Below are 17,870 nucleotides of genomic sequence, written 5' to 3' on the forward strand. Positions count from 1 at the left end.
CCGGAAGGGCGGCAGCCCGGGAGCCGCCCCCCGCAGTAACTGAAGCGCCAAAGGCCCCATGGGCCTCCGGCTGTTGGCTACGTTGGACCATGGGGTTGAATCCTGCTTACTTCGCGTAAGGGATCGGCGCGCCGGCAGCGTCCTTCATCTCGCCCCAGGAGGCGCGAATCAGGTCGATGGTGGCCTTCGGCATCGGGATGTACTCGAGCTCGAGCGCCATCTCGCCGCCGTTGGCATAGGCCCAGTCGAAGAACTTCAGCGCTTCGGCCGCCTGCGACGGCTTGTCCTGCGCCTTGTGCATCAGGATGAAGGTCGCGCTGGTGATCGGCCAGGCCTTGGCACCAGGCTGGTTGGTCAGGATCTCGTAGAAGGCCGACTTGGACCAATCTGCACCCTCGGCCGCGGCGGCGAAGCTTTCGTTGTTCGGTTCGACGAACTGACCATCCGCATTCTGCAGAATGGCGTGGGGCAGCTTGTTCTGCTTGGCGTAGGCGTACTCGACATAGCCGATCGAACCCGGCAGGCGCTGCACGAAGGCCGACACGCCTTCATTGCCCTTGCCACCCAGACCGACCGGCCACTGCACCGCGGTACCCTCACCGATCTTCTCCTTCCACTCGGCAGAGACCTTCGACAGATAGTTGGTGAAGACGAAGGTCGTACCCGAACCGTCGGCACGGCGCACCACGCCGATGTCCTGATCCGGCAGGTTCAGGCCAGGATTCAGCGCAACCAGCGCCGGATCGTTCCACTTGGTGATCTTGCCTTGGTAGATCTGAGCCAGAACTTCACCGGTCAGCTTCATGTCGCCCGGCTTGATGCCTTGCAGATTCACCACCGGCACGACCGCGCCGATCACCGTGGGGAACTGCTGAAGCCCACCTTCGGCCAGCTTCTCCGGCGTCAGCGGCATGTCGGAGGCACCGAAATCGACCGTCTTCGCGGTGATCTGGCGAATGCCGCCACCGGAACCGATCGATTGATAATTCACGCGATTGCCCGTCGCCTTCTGGTAGGCGTCGGCCCACTTGGCGTAAATCGGCGCCGGAAAGGACGCGCCCGCCCCGGTGATGTCGGCCGCCTGCGCGTTGATGGCGAACAGAATGGCGGAAGAAGCGGCAAGGGCAAACTTGGTGGAGAAACGCATCATCGTTACCTCGGGTTGAAATCTAGGCCCCTAAGGTAACAACGCATTGTTACAGCCGCGTTTCATGTCACCGGACGGAAAGATCCGTCCGGCCATGGCAAACCAGGGCGGCGGTGCGGCATGCTCCGCACCGTTCCGCCATCAGGCGATCGCGTGCTGCACCACGTCGGCGATTTCGCGCGCCAGGCGTTCGACGAGTTCGCCATCACGTCCTTCGACCATCACCCGCAGCAGCGGCTCGGTGCCGGACGGACGCAACAGCACACGGCCGCTGTCGCCCAGCGCCGCTTCCGCCCTGGTCTGCGCTGCAGCGATGCCGGTATCGGCCCGCCAGTCGAAGCCAGCGGGCAGCCGCACGTTGATGAGCTTCTGCGGGTAGAACACCAGATCGGCGCAGGCGTCGGCGAGGCTCATCTCCCGCTGCTTGAGCGCCGCCAGCACCTGCAGTGCCGAGACGATGCCGTCGCCGGTGCTGTGGCGATCGAGGCAGATGATGTGGCCCGAATTCTCGCCACCCAGCTTCCAGCCGCGTTCGTGCAGCATCTCGAGCACGTAGCGATCACCCACCTTGGCGCGGGCGAACGGCGCGCCGAGCCGGCCGACCGCATGCTCGAAGCCCAGATTGCTCATCAGGGTGCCGACCACGCCGTCGAGCTTGCCTTCGGTATGCCGGGCCGCAGCGACCACGTACAGCAGCTTGTCGCCGTCGTAGATTTCGCCGCGATGGTCCACCATGATCAGGCGGTCGGCATCGCCGTCGAGCGCAATCCCCAGGTCCGCCTTTTGCGCCAGCACCGCCTGGCACAGATGTTCCGGTCTCGTCGCACCGACGCCATCGTTGATGTTGAGCCCGTTCGGTTCGACGCCGACCGGCAGGACTTCGGCGCCGAGCTCATGGAACACGCTCGGCGCGATCTGGTAGGCCGCGCCGTGGGCGCAGTCGACCGCGATCCGCATGCCGCGCAGATCCAGCTCGTTCGGGAAGGTGCTCTTGCAGAACTCGATGTAGCGCCCGGCAGCATCGCTGATCCGGCGCGCCCTGCCCAGGCGGGCGGAATCCACGCAGCCCATCGGTTCATCGAGATGGGCTTCGATTTCGGCTTCGAGCGCATCGGGCAGCTTGGTTCCGCCCGCGGAGAAGAACTTGATTCCGTTGTCGTAGAACGGGTTGTGCGAAGCCGAGATCACCACGCCGGCCTGCAGGCGCAAGGCCCGCGTCAGGTAGGCAACGGCCGGCGTCGGAATCGGCCCCGCCAGCATGACGTCGACGCCCGCCGCGGCAAAACCCGCTTCCAGCGCCGCTTCGAGCATGTAGCCGGAAATCCGCGTGTCCTTGCCGATGAGGACGGCCGGGCGCTCGCCGGCAGGCAGTTTTTCGCGCGCAACCAGCGTCACACCGGCCGCATAACCCAGCTTCATCACGAACTCGGGCGTGATCGGCGCCTCGCCGACCTTGCCCCTCACACCATCGGTACCGAAATACTTGCGCCCCATCATCACTCCGGCTGATTCACAAAGCACGGATTATGACACCGGACGCAGGCGATCGCTCAGGACATGCCACGCACTGCCTGCCAGATCCTGATCGCATCGCAGGTCGGCCCCACGTCATGGACACGCACGATGCCCGCGCCGCGCTGCACGGCTATCAGGGCCGCGGCGACACTCGCCGGCATCCGCTCCGCGACGCCGCGGCCCGTCACCGCGCCCAGCATCGATTTGCGCGACAGGCCGGCCAGCACCGCAAAACCATCCGCGCAAAAACGCTCCAGCTCGCGCAGCAGGGCATAGTTGTGCTCGACCCGCTTGCCGAAACCGAAGCCCGGATCGAGCACGATCCGCTCGCTCGCCACGCCGGCCGCCTGCAGCGCCTGCACGCGCTGGCCGAGGAAGCCTCGGACCTCATCGACCACGTCCTCGTAGCGGGGATCGTGCTGCATCGTGCGCGGCTCTCCTGCATGTGCATGACGCACAGGCCGGCCTGGCTGCCGGCGACGGCCTCGATCGCCCCGGGCGCGCAAAACGCGTTGATGTCGTTGATCATGTCGGCGCCGGCCTCGAGGGCCGCCCGCATCACCGCCGGCTTCATCGTGTCGACGGACAGCGGGACGTCCCAGCCACGGGCCTGCTCGATGAAACGCAGCACGCGCTCCCGCTCCTGCGCCTCCGGCACGGGTTCCGCCCCCGGGCGCGACGACTCGGCGCCGATGTCCAGCATGTCGGCGCCCTGTTCGAGCGCCTGCTCCGCCGATATCAGGGCTGCGGACACATCCCCCCGTAGGCCATCGCCGCTGAAGGAATCGTCCGTCAGGTTGATGATCGCCATCACCCGCGGCCGGGAAAGGTCGAGGCGGAAACGTCCGCACTGAATGATCGACATGCTTGCTCACCAAAGAAAACGGGCCGGAAATCCGGCCCGTCGGTGTTTCGAGGATCAGGCTGAGGCCATCAGGCAGCCGGCGCCGGCGCCGTCGGCGCCGCGCCCGGCGCGTCGTCGGTCGGGCGGCTGGGCGGCGACGCCAGCGGCTTGGGCGGACGCGGCGGACGGCCCGCCATGATGTCGTTCACCTGCTCGGCATCGATGGTTTCCCATTCCAGCAGCGCCTTGGTCATCGCTTCGACCTTGTCGCTGTTCTCTTCCAGCAGGCGGCGCGCCAAGGCATATTGCTGATCGATGATGCTGCGAATCTCGGCATCCACCTTCTGCATGGTCGCCTCGGAAACGTTGCGATGCGTCGTCACCTGGCGGCCGAGGAAGATCTCGCCTTCCTCTTCGCCATACACCATCGGCCCGAGGGTATCGGACATGCCCCACTGCGTGACCATGCGGCGGGCCAGGTCGGTCGCGCGGGCAAAGTCGTTGGATGCACCGGTCGTCATCTGCTTCATGAAGATCTCTTCGGCGATCCGGCCGCCGAACAGCACGGCGATCGTCTGCAACAGGCGCTCGCGATCCTGGCTGTAGCGATCCTCGGTCGGCAACTGCATCGTCACGCCCAGCGCACGGCCGCGCGGGATGATCGTGACCTTGTGCACCGGATCGGTCTTGTCGAGCAGGCGCGCAACCACCGCGTGGCCGGATTCGTGGTAAGCAGTGTTGCGGCGTTCCTCTTCGGGCATGACCACCGAGCGGCGCTCGGCACCCATCATGATCTTGTCCTTGGCACGCTCGAAGTCGTCCATGTCCACCAGGCGCTTGTTGGCGCGGGCGGCGAACAAGGCGGCTTCATTGACCAGGTTGGCCAGATCGGCGCCGGCAAAACCCGGCGTGCCGCGTGCCAGCACCTGCGCATCGACGTCGGGTGCGATCGGCACCTTGCGCATATGGACTTTCAGGATCTGCTCGCGGCCGCGGATGTCGGGCAGCGCCACGACCACCTGGCGGTCGAAGCGGCCAGGGCGCAGCAGCGCCGGGTCGAGCACGTCGGGGCGGTTGGTCGCGGCGATCACGATCACGCCGGTCTGGCCTTCGAAGCCGTCCATTTCGACCAGCAACTGGTTCAGCGTCTGTTCGCGCTCATCGTTGCCGCCACCGAGCCCGGCACCACGCTGGCGACCGACCGCGTCGATTTCGTCGATGAAGATGATGCAGGGCGCCTGCTTCTTGGCCTGCTCGAACATGTCGCGCACGCGTGCGGCACCGACGCCGACGAACATCTCGACGAAATCCGAACCCGAGATCGAGAAGAACGGCACCTTGGCCTCGCCCGCGATCGCCTTGGCGAGCAGGGTCTTGCCGGTACCCGGCGAGCCGACCATCAGCACGCCCTTGGGAATGCGGCCGCCGAGCTTCTGGAATTTGGACGGGTCGCGCAGGAACTCGACCAGTTCGGCAACCTCTTCCTTGGCTTCGTCACAGCCGGCGACATCGGCAAAGGTGACGTTGTTGGCCGATTCGTCGAGCATGCGCGCCTTGCTCTTGCCGAACGAGAACGCGCCGCCCTTGCCGCCGCCCTGCATCTGGCGCATGAAGAATATCCACACGCCGATCAGCAGCAGCATCGGGAACCATGAGACGAACACGCTGGCAAGGAAGGACTGCTCCTCTTCCGGCTTGGATGCGTTGATCTGCACACCGTACTTCATCAGATCAGAGACCATCCAGATGTCCTGCACACCAGGCGTATAGACGGTGATCATCCGCCCTTCCTGGGTGGTCGCCTTCACCATGCGGCCGTCGATCGTCGCCTTGGCGATGCGCCCCGCCTTCGCCTCTTCCAGAAACTGGGAATACTCCATCGTATTCGGCGTGGCCTGGCGGGTGTTGAACTGGTTGAACACAGTCATCAGTACGACGCCTATGACCATCCAGATCGCGAGGTTTTTGAATAAATTGTTCAACGTTCCGTTCCTCAAAAGCCATTGCGGCCATGTACGCGACTGACCGATTCTAGTGCCGAACGTTCCCCCGGGCAAACCAATGGCAACGATTACCCGGCTCAATCACGGACACGCTCAAGTACGCAGCCCCTTGCCCAGCAGATAGACTTCGGCGCTGCGGTCACGCGAGGCCTTCGGCTTGCGCACCTGGACCGATGAGAATGCGGCTTCCATCTGCTTGCGATAGTCCATGAAACCCTCGCCCTGAAAGACCTTGACGAGGAACTGCCCGCCCGGCTTCAGGTGGCGCACGGCGAAATCGAGCGCCAGTTCGCACAGATGGATCGAGCGCGCCTGATCGACCGCCGCCACGCCGCTCAGGTTCGGCGCCATGTCCGACAGCACGACATCGACTTTCGCCCCGTCGAGCCGGGCTTCGAGCACCTCCAGCACCGCGTCTTCGGTGAAGTCGCCATGCAGGAAATCCACCCCGGGCACGGCCTCCATCGGCAGGATGTCGAGCGCGAACACCCGCCCCTTCGGTCCGCAGCGCTTGACCGCGACCTGGCACCACGAGCCGGGCGTCGAACCGAGATCGACCACCACCGCGCCCGGCTTCAGCAGATGGTCGCGCTCGTCGACCTCCAGCAGCTTGTAGGCCGCGCGCGCGCGATAGCCGTCGGCCTGGGCGCGCTGGACGTAGGGATCGTTCACGTGGTCGTGCACCCAGGCACGGCTTGTCTTGTTCTTTTTCATCGGCTTGGAAAGACGTCGCTCAGAAAGCCGTCCCCATCAGAGTAGGAGTAGAATCGCGGGCCCGAAGCTTCAAGCATCCAGAGACATCCAATGGTCGAACTCACCCCGGTTCAGCGCCGCGACCTGCGCGCCCGAGCCCATCATCTCAACCCCGTCGTCACGATCGCCGGCAACGGACTCGCACCTGCCGTTCTCGCCGAAATCGAGCGCTCGCTGCAGGCCCACGAACTCATCAAGGTGAAAGTCCAGGGCGCCGAACGGGAACAACGCGACGAGTTGATGAAGGAACTGTGCGAAGCCCTCGATGCAGCGCCGGTCCAGCACATCGGCAACATTCTCGTCGTCTGGCGCGAACGGCGCGAGGAAAAGGCTGCAGCGCCCGCCGCGCCGAAAAACACTGCGCGCGCCTCCACGGCGAAATCGGCCGCGGCGTTCGCGGCAGCCGCTCGCCGTGCCGCACTGGCGAAGGCAAGCGCCGAATCCCGCCGCTCCCCTGCACGCACCCCGTCCAGCCGGGGACCGGCAAAGAGCAGCCGCGGCCGCTGAGCCCGATCCGGCCGTACGGACGCAAGGGCCAGGCCGAGGGGGCGGCCGCAAGACCGCCTCCATCTCCACTCACTCGTAGCGCACGTCCAGGATTTCGTACTCGCGCACGCCACCCGGCGCCTGCACTTCGGCGATGTCGCCGGCGTACTTGCCGATCAGCGCACGCGCGATCGGCGAGCTCACCGAGATCTTGCCTTCCTTGATGTCGGCCTCGTCCTCGCCGACGATCTGGTAGGTCACCACCTGGCCGGCGTCGAGATCCTCGAGTTCCACGGTCGAAGCGAACACACAGCGGCCATCCGCATCGAGCAGCTTGGGATCGATGATCTGGGCATGCGACAGCTTGCCCTCGACTTCCATGATGCGCCCTTCGATGAAGCCCTGGCGCTCCTTGGCGGCATCGTACTCGGCGTTCTCGGACAGATCGCCGTGCGAGCGCGCTTCGGCGATCGCGGCAATGACGTTGGGACGCTCCACCGTCTTCAGACGGTGGAGCTCCTCGCGCAGCTTCTCCGCGCCGGCGACGGTCAGCGGAATCTTGTTCATGCTTCACCCGCCAGCTCGGCGTGCAGCGCCTGCACCGAATAGACATCCAGCCCTGCGGCCATCTGGCGCATGCCCATGCAGGCCGCGCGCGCGCCCTCGATGGTGGTGAAGATGGTGAGCTTGGCCGCCAGCGCGCTGGTGCGGATCGAGCGCGAATCGGTGATCGCCTGGCGCTTCTCCTCGACGGTGTTGATCACCAGCGTGACTTCCTGGTTCTTGATCATGTCGACGATGTGCGGACGGCCTTCATTGACCTTGTTGACCACCGCGACAGGAATGCCCGCCGCTTCGATCACCGAGGCCGTGCCGCGGGTGGCGACGAGCGAGAAGCCCAGCTCGCGCAGCTCCCGTGCGACTTCGATCGCCACCGGCCGGTCGCTCGGCTTGACGCTGATGAAGGCGGTGCCGCCGGTCGGCAGCCTGACGCCGGCGCCGATCTGGCTCTTGACGAAAGCTTCGCCGAAGTTGCGGCCGACACCCATGACCTCGCCGGTGGACTTCATCTCGGGGCCGAGGATGGTGTCGACGCCCGGGAACTTGACGAAGGGGAACACCGCTTCCTTGACCGAGTAGTACGGCGGCACGATCTCGCCGGCCACGCCCTGGCTGGCCAGGCTCTGGCCGGCCATGCAGCGCGCCGCGACCTTGGCCAGCGGCAGCGAGCAGGCCTTGGAGACGAAAGGCACGGTCCGCGACGCACGCGGGTTCACTTCCAGCACATAGACGACGGCGTTGTCGCCCTCGCCCTGGATGGCGAACTGCACGTTCATCAGGCCGACGACATTGAGCGCGCGCGCCATCGCCTCGGTCTGGCGGCGCAGTTCGTCCTGCAGCCTGGCCGACAGCGTGTAAGGCGGCAGCGAGCAGGCCGAATCGCCCGAATGCACGCCCGCCTGCTCGATGTGCTCCATGATGCCGCCGATGATGACCTGCTGGCCGTCGGACAGCGCATCGACGTCGACTTCGGTGGCGTCGTTGAGGAAGCGGTCGAGCAGCACCGGCGATTCGTTGGAGACCTTCACCGCCTCGCGCATGTAGCGCTCGAGATCCTTCTGCTCATGGACGATTTCCATCGCCCGGCCGCCGAGCACGTAGCTCGGGCGCACCACCAGCGGATAGCCGATCTCGGCCGCCAGGCGCACGGCCTCTTCCGGCGTGCGCGCAGTGCGGTTGGGCGGCTGCTTGAGGCCGAGGTCGGTCAGCAGCTTCTGGAAGCGCTCGCGGTCCTCGGCGGCGTCGATCATGTCCGGCGTGGTACCGATGATCGGCACGCCGTTCTCTTCCAGCGCCTTGGCGCGCTTCAGCGGCGTCTGGCCGCCGAACTGGACGATGACGCCGACCGGCTTCTCGATATGCACGATCTCGAGGATGTCTTCCAGCGTGATCGGCTCGAAATACAGGCGGTCCGAGGTGTCGTAGTCGGTCGACACGGTCTCGGGGTTGCAGTTGACCATGATGGTCTCGTAGCCGTCCTCGCGCAGCGCGAGCGCGGCATGCACGCAGCAGTAGTCGAACTCGATGCCCTGGCCGATGCGGTTCGGCCCGCCGCCCAGCACCATGATCTTCTTCTTGTCGGTCGGCCTGGCTTCGCACTCTTCCTCGTAGGACGAGTACATGTAGGCGGTCGAGGTGGCGAACTCGGCCGCGCAGGTATCGACGCGCTTGAACACCGGGCGCACGCCCAGCGCATGGCGATGCAGGCGCACGGCGGTCTCGTCGGTGTTGAGCAGCTTCGCCAGGCGACGGTCGGAGAAGCCCTTGCGCTTCAGCTCGCGCAGTTCGGCGGCCTGCAGGGCCTTCAGCGAGCGGCCCGCCAGCGCCTTCTCGGACAGCACGATGTCCTCGATCTGGGCCAGGAACCAGGGATCGATCTTGCTCAGGTTGAACACCTGCTCCTGGCTCATGCCTTCGCGGAAAGCCTGGCCGACGTACCAGATGCGTTCCGGCCCGGGGCTGGCCAGTTCGCGCTCGAGGTCCTCGGCATCGGCCTCGATCTCGTCCAGGCCATAGACGCCGACTTCGAGGCCGCGCAGCGCCTTCTGGAAGGATTCCTGGAAGCTGCGCCCCATCGCCATGACTTCGCCGACCGACTTCATCTGCGTGGTCAGGCGGTCGTTGGCCTGCGGGAACTTCTCGAAGGCGAAGCGCGGAATCTTGGTGACGACGTAGTCGATCGAGGGCTCGAAGGAAGCCGGCGTGGCACCGCCGGTGATGTCGTTCTTGAGCTCGTCCAGCGTGTAGCCCACCGCCAGCTTGGCCGCGACCTTGGCGATCGGGAAGCCGGTGGCCTTGGACGCCAGCGCCGACGAACGCGACACGCGCGGGTTCATCTCGATGACGATCATGCGGCCGTCCTTCGGGTTGATCGCGAACTGGACGTTCGAACCGCCGGTGTCGACACCGATTTCGCGCAGCACCGCGATCGAGGCGTTGCGCAGGATCTGGTATTCCTTGTCGGTCAGCGTCTGCGCCGGGGCGACGGTGATCGAGTCGCCGGTATGGACGCCCATCGGGTCGAGGTTCTCGATCGAGCAGACGATGATGCAGTTGTCGGCGCGGTCGCGCACGACTTCCATCTCGTATTCCTTCCAGCCCAGCAGCGACTCTTCGATCAGCAGTTCGTTGGTCGGGCTGGCTTCGAGACCACGCTTGCAGATCTCGTGGAACTCTTCCATGTTGTAGGCGATGCCGCCGCCGGTGCCGCCGAGCGTGAAGCTGGGGCGGATGATGACCGGGAAGCCGATGCCGCCCTGCACCTGCAGCGCCTCTTCCATGCTGTGGGCGATGCCGGAGCGCGCCGAGCCGAGGCCGATCTTGGTCATCGCGTCCTTGAACTTCAGGCGGTCCTCGGCCTTGTCGATGGCCTCTTCGGAGGCGCCGATCAGCTCGACGCCGTACTTGGCCAGCACGCCGTGGCGGCCGAGGTCGAGCGCGCAGTTCAGCGCGGTCTGCCCGCCCATGGTCGGCAGGATGGCGTCGGGGCGCTCCTTCTCGATGATGCGCTCGACCACCTGCCAGGTGATCGGCTCGATGTAGGTGACGTCGGCGGTTTCCGGGTCGGTCATGATGGTCGCCGGGTTCGAGTTCACCAGGATGACCTTGTAACCTTCTTCGCGCAGCGCCTTGCAGGCCTGGGCGCCGGAGTAGTCGAACTCGCAGGCCTGGCCGATGACGATCGGGCCGGCGCCGATGATGAGGATGCTCTTTATGTCGGTACGTTTCGGCATTGTCTTGCCTCGATGATTCCTTGACCCGGCGGAGGGCGCCGGCGTCGAACAGTGAGGGCGCCGCGGGGACGATCCCGGCGGCCGCCCCGAGCCGTATTACTTGGCCGCTTCCATCAGCTTGATGAAGCGGTCGAACAGGTAGGCGACGTCATGCGGCCCCGGGCTCGCTTCCGGGTGGCCCTGAAAGGAGAAGGCCGGCACGTCGGTGCGCTCGATGCCCTGGTTGGTGCCGTCGAACAGCGACACGTGGGTGACACGCAGATTGGCCGGCAGCGTCGCAGGATCGACGGCGAAGCCGTGGTTCTGGCTGGTGATCAGCACCTTGCCGCTGTCGAGGTCCTTGACCGGATGGTTGGCGCCGTGGTGGCCGGTGCCCATCTTCATGGTCTTCGCCCCCGACACCAGCGCCAGCAGCTGGTGGCCGAGGCAGATGCCGAAGGTCGGCGTGCGGCTGGCGAGGATCTCGCCGATGGCCTCGATCGCGTAGTCGCAGGCGTCGGGGTCGCCCGGGCCGTTGGACAGGAACACGCCGTCGGGTTTGAGCGCCAGCACATCCTTGGCGGGCGTCTGCGCCGGCACCACGGTCAGGCGGCAGCCGCGCTCGGCCAGCATGCGCAGGATGTTGAGCTTGACGCCGTAGTCGTAGGCGACGACGTGGAAGCGCGGCGCGGCCTGCTCGGTGTAGCCCTCGCCGAGCTTCCATTCGGCCTGCTTCCATTCGTAGGGCTCGGTGACGCTGACGACCTTGGCCAGGTCCATGCCGGCCAGCCCCGGGAAGGCGCGCGCCTGGGCGACGGCGGCTTCGGCGTCGAGCTTCTCGCCTTCGGCGGCGGTGACGATGCAGCCGGCCTGGGCGCCTTTCTCGCGCAGGATGCGGGTCAGCTTGCGGGTATCCAGACCGGCGATCGCGACCACGTTCTCGGCGCGCAGATAGGCGTCGAGCCGCTGGCTCATGCGGAAGTTGGACGGCAGGATCGGCAGGTCGCGGATGACCAGCCCGGCGGCATGTGCGCGGGTGGCCTCGACGTCCTCGAGGTTGACGCCGGTGTTGCCGATGTGGGGATAGGTCAGCGTGACGATCTGGCGCGAATAGCTCGGGTCAGTCAGGATCTCCTGATAACCGGACATCGAGGTGTTGAACACCACCTCGCCAACCGTGCTGCCTACCGCACCGATACCCTTGCCATGGAAGACTGTCCCGTCGGCAAGCGCAAGAAGGGCGGGCGGGTATGCACTCACAAAAAACTCCTGGATTCAGCTATGAGCAGGGGCTGGCGAACGGCCGCGCCCCGGATGTGCAAAAAAGCGGGACGAGCCTCTGGGCCGATCCCGCTGGATAAACTGTTGAATTGTATATTTTCGGCCCTTCGAAGGCAAACGGGGAAAGCGGCATACGCCTCGCACATCCCCGCTGCTGCCGACGCACCGGCTGCCGAAATCGCAGCCGGCCAGGCCCTGCGGCCGTCGTCCATGCCTGCCTCAGCGCAGGCCCAGCACGTCCTGCATGTCGAATAGGCCATTATCGCGCCCCTGCAGGAACTTCACCGCCCGCACCGAGCCCAGCGCATACGGCATCCGGCTGCCGGACTTGTGCGTGATCTCGATCCGCTCGCCGATGCCGGCGAACAGCACGGTATGGTCACCGACCACGTCGCCACCGCGAATCGTCGAAAAACCGATCGTCTCGGCCTTGCGCTCGCCGGTATGCCCTTCGCGGCCGTAGGTCGCACAGGCGTCGAGATCACGCCCCAGCTCCCGCGCCACCACTTCGCCCATGCGCAAGGCGGTGCCGGACGGTGCATCGACCTTGAAGCGGTGGTGGGCCTCGATCACTTCGACGTCGTAGCCTTCGGACAGAATGCGTGCCGCCACTTCGAGCAGCTTGAACACCGCGTTGACGCCCACGGCCATGTTGGGCGCGAAGACCACCGGCACCTCGCGCGCAGCTTCGGCGATCGCCGCCTTGCCCTGGGCATCGAAGCCGGTCGTGCCGATGACCATCGCCTTGCCCAGCTCGCGCGCCAGCGCCAGGTGCTGCAGCGTGCCTTCCGGACGGGTGAAGTCGATCACGCAGTCGGCCGCGGCGATCGCTACGCGCGCGTCGCCACCGATCGCGACGCCGGTGGCGACACCGGCCATTTCTCCTGCATCGCGGCCGATGAAGGGCGTGCCCGGCTGATCGAAAGCGGAACCCAGCACGACACCTTCGCTCCCCAGTACCGCCTCGATCAGCATCCTGCCCATGCGGCCGGACGCGCCGGCGATCGCAACACGAATGTCAGCCATGGAAAATCCTCAAAAAATACCTTACGCCGCCAGCGGCGGCGTGCTCAAACCCGGTCGCCGCGCTCAGTCATCCGTCGCGGGCGGAATCTCGATGACCCGGCTGCGTTCGGCCGGGGCCGCGGCCTCGCCGCTGCCGCCCTGGACGTCGCCCGTGACGTGATCCAGCAGATCGTCGACGAAGAAGACCGAAATCACGCGCTGCTCGGCTTCTCCGGAACCCGGTTTGTAACGATAGACGTAATCCCAGCGGTCCCTGCGGAACATGTCGACCACCAGCGGCGAACCGAGCACGAAGCGCACCTGCTCGCGCGTCATGCCGCGCTTGAGCTGGGACACCATGTCCTGATCCACGTAATTGCCCTGGCGCACATCGATCCGGTAAGGATCGACCACACCGACGATGGAATCGAAAGAGCAGCCTGCGAGCAGGCTGGTGGCGAGGATCGCCGCGGGGAAATAGGAGCGCATGTGGATCTTGGGGGGAAAATCCCGTAGGAAGAGCGTGGAGGAGTTGGCGCACGAGCGAGGTGCGCGGTTCTCAGGAAAGGGCAAAAAATATAACATAGGGCTGCTAGGCACGGCGCACTGCACCATACTGGCGGCTTGCCACCATTCAACCGGCCCTCCACACGGCCTTTTTTCCCGAAGACTCATGCCCGACAATTCAAAAAACCTGAAGAGCATCGGCCTGAAGGCAACCTATCCTCGCCTGAAGATTCTCGATCTCTTCCAGCACTCGGGTCAGCGCCATCTGACTGCCGAAGACGTTTATCGTGCATTGATGAACGACGGCATGGACATTGGCCTGGCAACCGTATATCGCGTACTCACCCAGTTCGAACAGGCCGGCCTGCTGGAACGCCATTATTTCGAGTCCGGCAAGGCAGTCTTCGAGCTCAACGAAGGCGGCCACCACGACCACCTGGTGTGCGTGCAATGCGGCAGGGTCGAAGAGTTTTTCGACCCCGAGATCGAGAAGCGACAGAATGCGATCGCCCAGGAGCGCGGCTTCAAGCTGCGCGAGCACGCGCTCTACCTCTACGGCGACTGCATGAAGGAAGACTGTCCGAGCGGCCAGGCGCAGAAGGAATCGTAAGGCCCTGAAGAGCCTCGCGGGCCGCAGCCCCTCGCGAGGCAGGCGGCCCCGTCCACCGTCGGGGCTGCACGGGGATCCGCCCCGTTCCCATCAGGGCTCGCCTTGCCGCGAGCCTGTCACTGGCCTGCCACCAACGGCCGCGAACCTACCGCAAGCTACTTTCCCGGGGCGAAGCCCAGCATTTCCGCTGCATGTTCGCGCGTCGTCGCCGTGATGTTCACGCCGCCGAGCATGCGTGCGATCTCCTCGACGCGCCCGGCCTGATCCAGCGTCTGCACTTCGCTCAAAGTCTCGCCCGCCTGCTCCCGCTTGGCGATGCGCCACTGCCAGTCGGCGCAGGCGGCGACCTGCGGCAGGTGCGTCACGCACATCACCTGCCGGTCTTCGCCGAGCTTCGCCAACAGCTTGCCGACGATCTCGGCCACACGGCCGCCGATGCCGACATCGACCTCGTCGAAGATCAGGGTCGGCGTATCGCTCGAACGGCTGGTCATGACCTGGATCGCCAGCCCGATACGCGAAAGCTCACCTCCTGAAGCGACTTTGGCCAGGCTGCGCAAGGACTGCCCCGGGTTGGCGGCGACGCGGAATTCGACGGTCTCGACGCCGTTCGACGACGGCTCGCAGGCTTCCAGCGCCACCTCGAAACGCCCGCCCGCCATCGCCAGCGTCTGCATGGCATCGGTGATCGTCGCCGACAAGGCTTCGGCGGCCGGACGCCGAGCGGCGGACAACACCGCCGCCGCCTCGTCGAAGGCCTTCCTCGCGCGGGCCTCGTCGGCGGCCAGCCGCACCGGATCGGCCGTTGCCTCCAGGGTATCGAGCCGGGCCTGCCACTGCGCCAGCAGCTCGGGCAACTCGTCCACCGCGACGCGGTACTTGCGTGCGACATCGGTGACGGCCGCGATCCGTCCCTCGATCTCAGCCAGCCGCTGCGGATCGAGGTCGAGCCGGTCGCGATAGCGGCGCAAGGCGTGCAGGGCTTCGTCCGCCTGGATCGCCGCCGACGACAGCAGCTCCCGCACATCGGCCAGCGCCGGGTCGATGTCGGCCAGCGCGGCCAGGCGCCCATCGAGGTGGCGCAGGATCGAGCACACCGCCACGTCGCCTTCGCCGAGGGCCGTCAGGGTTTCGTCCGCGCCTTCCATCAGGCCCGCGGCATGGGCGAGGCGGCCGTGCTCGACGTTCAGTTCGGCCCACTCCGCAGCATCGAAGCCGAGCTCCTGAAGCTCGCCGATCTGCCATGCGAGCAGTTCACGCTCGCGCGCCGAACTGGCCGAATCGGCTTCGGCCTCGCGCCGCAGGCGAAGGATATGCTGCCAGGCCCGATAGCGCTCGGCCACATCGGCAGCCAGGCCCTGGGCACCGGCATGCGCATCGAGCAACTGGCGCTGCGTTTCGGGCTTCAGCAGGGCATGGTGGGCATGCTGGCCATGGATGTCGGCCAGCCAGTCGCTGGCCGTGCGCAATTGCGCAAGCGTCACGCTGGTGCCGTTGATCCAGGCCCGGCCACGTCCGCTGCTGTCGATGGTGCGACGCAGCAGCACGGTCCCGTCCTCGGCCGGCAGTTCCTGCTCGGCCAGCCAGGCGCGCAAGCCGCCGCCGTCCGGCAGATCGAATTCGGCAACCACGTCGGCCCGCTCGCGATCGCGGCGGACCATGCCCGCCTCTCCTCGCCCGCCCAGCGCGAGCCCGAGCGCATCGAGCAGGATCGACTTGCCGGCGCCGGTTTCTCCGGTCAGCGCACCAAAACCCTTGCCGAATTCGAGTTCGAGATGGTCGACGATGACGAAGTCACGGATGGACAGGCTTCTCAGCATGGCAGGTCAATGAAGGATTGAGGTAAAACGGCGCTCGGTTGGCAGCGGCCGGGGCGTGGATGCCGGCATCAGTCGTGCCGCGGCGGCGTGCTCCAGTGGAGCTTTTCGCGCAGCATGGCGAAATAGCTGTAGCTCTCCGGATGCAGCAGCTTCAGCCCATGCCTCGAACGGGTCACGCGCACGCAGTCGCCGGCGCGCAAGTCGAAGCGGGCCTGACCGTCGAAATGCACCCGCGCATCCTGGGGCGGCAGCAGCACGATGTCGATGCGGCAACTGTCCGGCAGGGTGATCGGCCGTGCCGTCAGCGCGTGCGGACACAGCGGCACCAGGGCGATGCCGTCGACGCTCGGATGCAGGATGGGGCCATTGGACGACAAGGCATAGGCGGTGGAGCCCGTCGGCGTCGACACGATCATGCCGTCGGAACGCTGGGTATAGACGTACTCTCCATCGATCGACAGTTCGAATTCGATCATGCGCCCGAGTTCGCCCTTGTTGACGACGACGTCGTTGAGCGCCAGCGTCTGGAAGATGCGCTCGCCGCCCCGCAGCACTTCGGCGTCGAGCATGAAGCGGAGCTCTTCGCGGAAGCGCCCTTCGACGATCTCGGCGAGGCGCGCATTGGCATCGTTCAGCGCGATGTCGGTCAGGAAACCCAGGCGGCCGAGATTGACCCCGGCCAGCGGCACGCCGTACTCGGCCAGGCGGCGGGCGGTGTGGAGCATGGTGCCGTCGCCGCCGACCACCACGGCCAGATCGACTTCGCCGCCGATCCGCTCATAGCCGGCGACCGGAAAATCGCCCGCGCCGCCGATGGAACTCGCCGTACCCTGCTCGATCCACACCATGCGTCCGCGCTCGCGCAGGAAACGGGCGATCGCCATGACCGATTCGGCCACGTCCGGGCTCTGGTACTTGCCCACGAGGGCGATGTTGTGGAATTTGGCGCTCATGACGCGGATTAAACCATATCCCGCCAGCACCTTGGCGAGCACTGAACGACGGCGCCGAAGCCCGCTGGCAGGGACCGGGAGATATCCGGAATATCCATCGACGGATGATCCGAGCTATATTCTTCGCCTGCCATGAACTCCTTAGACGCTCGCTCCCAGATCCTGCTGAAAACCCTGATCGAACGCTATATCGCGGACGGTCAGCCCGTCGGCTCGCGTGCGCTGTCGCGCTTCTCCGGGCTGGAGCTGTCGCCGGCGACGGTGCGCAACGTCATGAGCGACCTGGAGGAGTTCGGCCTGATCGCCAGTCCGCACACTTCCGCCGGCCGGATTCCGACGGCGCGCGGCTACCGTTTCTTCGTCGATTCGCTGCTGACGGTCCAGCCGCTCGACACCACACGGGTGCATCAACTCAAAGGCCAGCTCCAGCCCGACCAGCCGCAGCGGCTGCTCAATTCGGCCTCGCACCTGCTGTCGAACCTCACCCAGTTCGCCGGCATCGTCGTCGCCCCGCGCAAGGACGCCGTCCGCATCCGGCAGTTCGAATTCATCAGCCTGTCCGAAAACCGCATCCTGCTAATCATCGTCACCACCGCCGGCGACGTGCAGAACCGGATCCTGATGACCCGCCGCGCCTACAGCGCCAGCGAGCTGAGCAGCGCCGCGAACTACCTGAACGAGCATTTCGCCGGCCTGTCCTTCGACGAGATCCGCCGCCGCATCATGGACGAGCTGCGCCAGCTGCGCAGCGACATGACCGAACTGATGACCGCGACCGTGGATGCCGGCAGCGCCGCCGCGGAAGAAACGGCCACCCGCTACGTCATCTCCGGCGAAACCAATCTGCTCGACGTCGAGGACCTGTCGTCGAACATGTCGCGCCTGCGCGAACTGTTCAAGCTCTTCGAACAGCGCACCAGCCTCGTGCAACTGCTCGAACTGTCGAACAAGGCCGACGGGGTGCAGATCTTCATCGGCGGCGAATCCGGCCTCGCGCCGCTCGACGCCTGCAGCGTGATCACGGCGCCTTACGAGGTGGACGGCCAGATCGTCGGCTCGGTGGGCGTCATCGGCCCGACCCGGATGGCCTACGATCGCGTGATTCCGATCGTCGACATCACCGCCCGGCTGCTGTCCAACGCGCTGTCGTCGAACAACTGAAACACCACTCCG

General features: G+C 65.9%; 14 protein-coding genes and 1 pseudogene. 3 read left to right on the forward strand and 12 right to left on the reverse strand.

The window, feature by feature from the left end:
• Positions 1 to 106 precede the first annotated feature (106 nt).
• The 5 genes and pseudogenes from pstS to AAFL97_RS13820 all read right to left on the reverse strand — a co-directional run bounded on the left by pstS (position 107) and on the right by AAFL97_RS13820 (position 6,223).
• On the reverse strand, positions 107 to 1,150 hold the full coding sequence (gene pstS, locus AAFL97_RS13800) for a phosphate ABC transporter substrate-binding protein PstS (protein WP_341645392.1): 1,044 nt from the start codon (positions 1,148 to 1,150) through the stop codon (positions 107 to 109).
• A 138-nt stretch (positions 1,151 to 1,288) separates the two neighbouring features.
• Complete coding sequence (glmM, locus tag AAFL97_RS13805) at positions 1,289 to 2,641, reverse strand: phosphoglucosamine mutase (RefSeq protein WP_341647174.1); 1,353 nt, start codon at positions 2,639 to 2,641, stop codon at positions 1,289 to 1,291.
• 56 nt (positions 2,642 to 2,697) lie between these two features.
• Positions 2,698 to 3,416: pseudogene (gene folP, locus AAFL97_RS13810) on the reverse strand (dihydropteroate synthase).
• Between the two features lie 179 nt (positions 3,417 to 3,595).
• Complete coding sequence (ftsH, locus tag AAFL97_RS13815; protein WP_341645393.1) at positions 3,596 to 5,488, reverse strand: ATP-dependent zinc metalloprotease FtsH; 1,893 nt, start codon at positions 5,486 to 5,488, stop codon at positions 3,596 to 3,598.
• Positions 5,489 to 5,602: 114 nt separating this feature from the next.
• Positions 5,603 to 6,223: an RlmE family RNA methyltransferase gene (locus AAFL97_RS13820; RefSeq protein ID WP_341645394.1), complete on the reverse strand. Its 621-nt coding sequence runs from the start codon at positions 6,221 to 6,223 to the stop codon at positions 5,603 to 5,605.
• 90 nt (positions 6,224 to 6,313) lie between these two features.
• Between AAFL97_RS13820 and yhbY the strand changes: the two genes are divergently transcribed.
• A complete protein-coding gene (yhbY, locus tag AAFL97_RS13825; protein WP_341645395.1) occupies positions 6,314 to 6,769 on the forward strand; it encodes a ribosome assembly RNA-binding protein YhbY in 456 nt (151 codons plus the stop codon).
• Positions 6,770 to 6,838: 69 nt separating this feature from the next.
• Here yhbY and greA read toward each other — a convergent pair whose 3' ends face one another.
• From greA to AAFL97_RS13850, 5 genes are all read right to left on the reverse strand, one after another.
• Positions 6,839 to 7,315 carry a transcription elongation factor GreA gene (greA, locus tag AAFL97_RS13830; RefSeq protein WP_341645396.1) on the reverse strand — a complete coding sequence of 159 codons (477 nt, stop codon included), beginning with the start codon at positions 7,313 to 7,315 and terminating at the stop codon, positions 6,839 to 6,841.
• Positions 7,312 to 10,542, reverse strand: coding sequence for a carbamoyl-phosphate synthase large subunit (carB, locus tag AAFL97_RS13835; RefSeq protein WP_263459884.1), 3,231 nt, complete (start codon positions 10,540 to 10,542; stop codon positions 7,312 to 7,314). Before carB ends, greA begins: the two co-directional genes overlap by 4 nt.
• A 96-nt stretch (positions 10,543 to 10,638) precedes the next feature.
• Positions 10,639 to 11,781 (reverse strand): glutamine-hydrolyzing carbamoyl-phosphate synthase small subunit, encoded by a 1,143-nt coding sequence (gene carA / locus AAFL97_RS13840; protein WP_341645397.1) that lies wholly within the window; start codon positions 11,779 to 11,781, stop codon positions 10,639 to 10,641.
• Between the two features lie 240 nt (positions 11,782 to 12,021).
• The gene (dapB, locus tag AAFL97_RS13845; protein ID WP_341645398.1) at positions 12,022 to 12,828 is read right to left on the reverse strand and encodes a 4-hydroxy-tetrahydrodipicolinate reductase; all 807 of its coding nucleotides are present in this window, start codon (positions 12,826 to 12,828) and stop codon (positions 12,022 to 12,024) included.
• Between the two features lie 63 nt (positions 12,829 to 12,891).
• Entirely contained in the window at positions 12,892 to 13,296 is a 405-nt protein-coding gene (locus AAFL97_RS13850) for an outer membrane protein assembly factor BamE (protein ID WP_263459881.1), read from the reverse strand.
• Between the two features lie 184 nt (positions 13,297 to 13,480).
• Between AAFL97_RS13850 and fur the strand changes: the two genes are divergently transcribed.
• Complete coding sequence (gene fur, locus AAFL97_RS13855; protein WP_263459880.1) at positions 13,481 to 13,924, forward strand: ferric iron uptake transcriptional regulator; 444 nt, start codon at positions 13,481 to 13,483, stop codon at positions 13,922 to 13,924.
• Between the two features lie 155 nt (positions 13,925 to 14,079).
• On the opposite strand, the gene recN is transcribed toward fur, so the two are convergent.
• Together recN and AAFL97_RS13865 are read right to left on the reverse strand one after the other, a co-directional pair.
• On the reverse strand, positions 14,080 to 15,744 hold the full coding sequence (gene recN / locus AAFL97_RS13860) for a DNA repair protein RecN (RefSeq protein ID WP_341645399.1): 1,665 nt from the start codon (positions 15,742 to 15,744) through the stop codon (positions 14,080 to 14,082).
• 68 nt (positions 15,745 to 15,812) lie between these two features.
• Positions 15,813 to 16,697, reverse strand: a complete 885-nt coding sequence (locus AAFL97_RS13865; RefSeq protein ID WP_341645400.1) for an NAD kinase — start codon at positions 16,695 to 16,697, stop codon at positions 15,813 to 15,815.
• A gap of 132 nt (positions 16,698 to 16,829) precedes the next feature.
• Here AAFL97_RS13865 and hrcA point away from each other — a divergent pair, with 132 nt between their 5' ends.
• Positions 16,830 to 17,858 carry a heat-inducible transcriptional repressor HrcA gene (gene hrcA / locus AAFL97_RS13870; protein ID WP_341645401.1) on the forward strand — a complete coding sequence of 343 codons (1,029 nt, stop codon included), beginning with the start codon at positions 16,830 to 16,832 and terminating at the stop codon, positions 17,856 to 17,858.
• Positions 17,859 to 17,870: the final 12 nt, after the last annotated feature.

This window comes from Thauera sp. SDU_THAU2, from assembly GCF_038260575.1.
GTDB lineage: Bacteria > Pseudomonadota > Gammaproteobacteria > Burkholderiales > Rhodocyclaceae > Thauera.

Excerpts from the sequence above, each read along its gene's own strand:
- pstS (WP_341645392.1), bottom strand. The coding sequence starts at position 1,150 with ATGATGCGTTTCTCCACCAAGTTTGCCCTTGCCGCTTCTTCCGCCATT.
- glmM (WP_341647174.1), bottom strand. The coding sequence starts at position 2,641 with ATGGGGCGCAAGTATTTCGGTACCGATGGTGTGAGGGGCAAGGTCGGC.
- AAFL97_RS13820 (WP_341645394.1), bottom strand. The coding sequence starts at position 6,223 with ATGAAAAAGAACAAGACAAGCCGTGCCTGGGTGCACGACCACGTGAAC.
- yhbY (WP_341645395.1), top strand. The coding sequence starts at position 6,314 with ATGGTCGAACTCACCCCGGTTCAGCGCCGCGACCTGCGCGCCCGAGCC.
- greA (WP_341645396.1), bottom strand. The coding sequence starts at position 7,315 with ATGAACAAGATTCCGCTGACCGTCGCCGGCGCGGAGAAGCTGCGCGAG.
- carB (WP_263459884.1), bottom strand. The coding sequence starts at position 10,542 with ATGCCGAAACGTACCGACATAAAGAGCATCCTCATCATCGGCGCCGGC.
- dapB (WP_341645398.1), bottom strand. The coding sequence starts at position 12,828 with ATGGCTGACATTCGTGTTGCGATCGCCGGCGCGTCCGGCCGCATGGGC.
- AAFL97_RS13850 (WP_263459881.1), bottom strand. The coding sequence starts at position 13,296 with ATGCGCTCCTATTTCCCCGCGGCGATCCTCGCCACCAGCCTGCTCGCA.
- fur (WP_263459880.1), top strand. The coding sequence starts at position 13,481 with ATGCCCGACAATTCAAAAAACCTGAAGAGCATCGGCCTGAAGGCAACC.
- recN (WP_341645399.1), bottom strand. The coding sequence starts at position 15,744 with ATGCTGAGAAGCCTGTCCATCCGTGACTTCGTCATCGTCGACCATCTC.
- AAFL97_RS13865 (WP_341645400.1), bottom strand. The coding sequence starts at position 16,697 with ATGAGCGCCAAATTCCACAACATCGCCCTCGTGGGCAAGTACCAGAGC.
- hrcA (WP_341645401.1), top strand. The coding sequence starts at position 16,830 with ATGAACTCCTTAGACGCTCGCTCCCAGATCCTGCTGAAAACCCTGATC.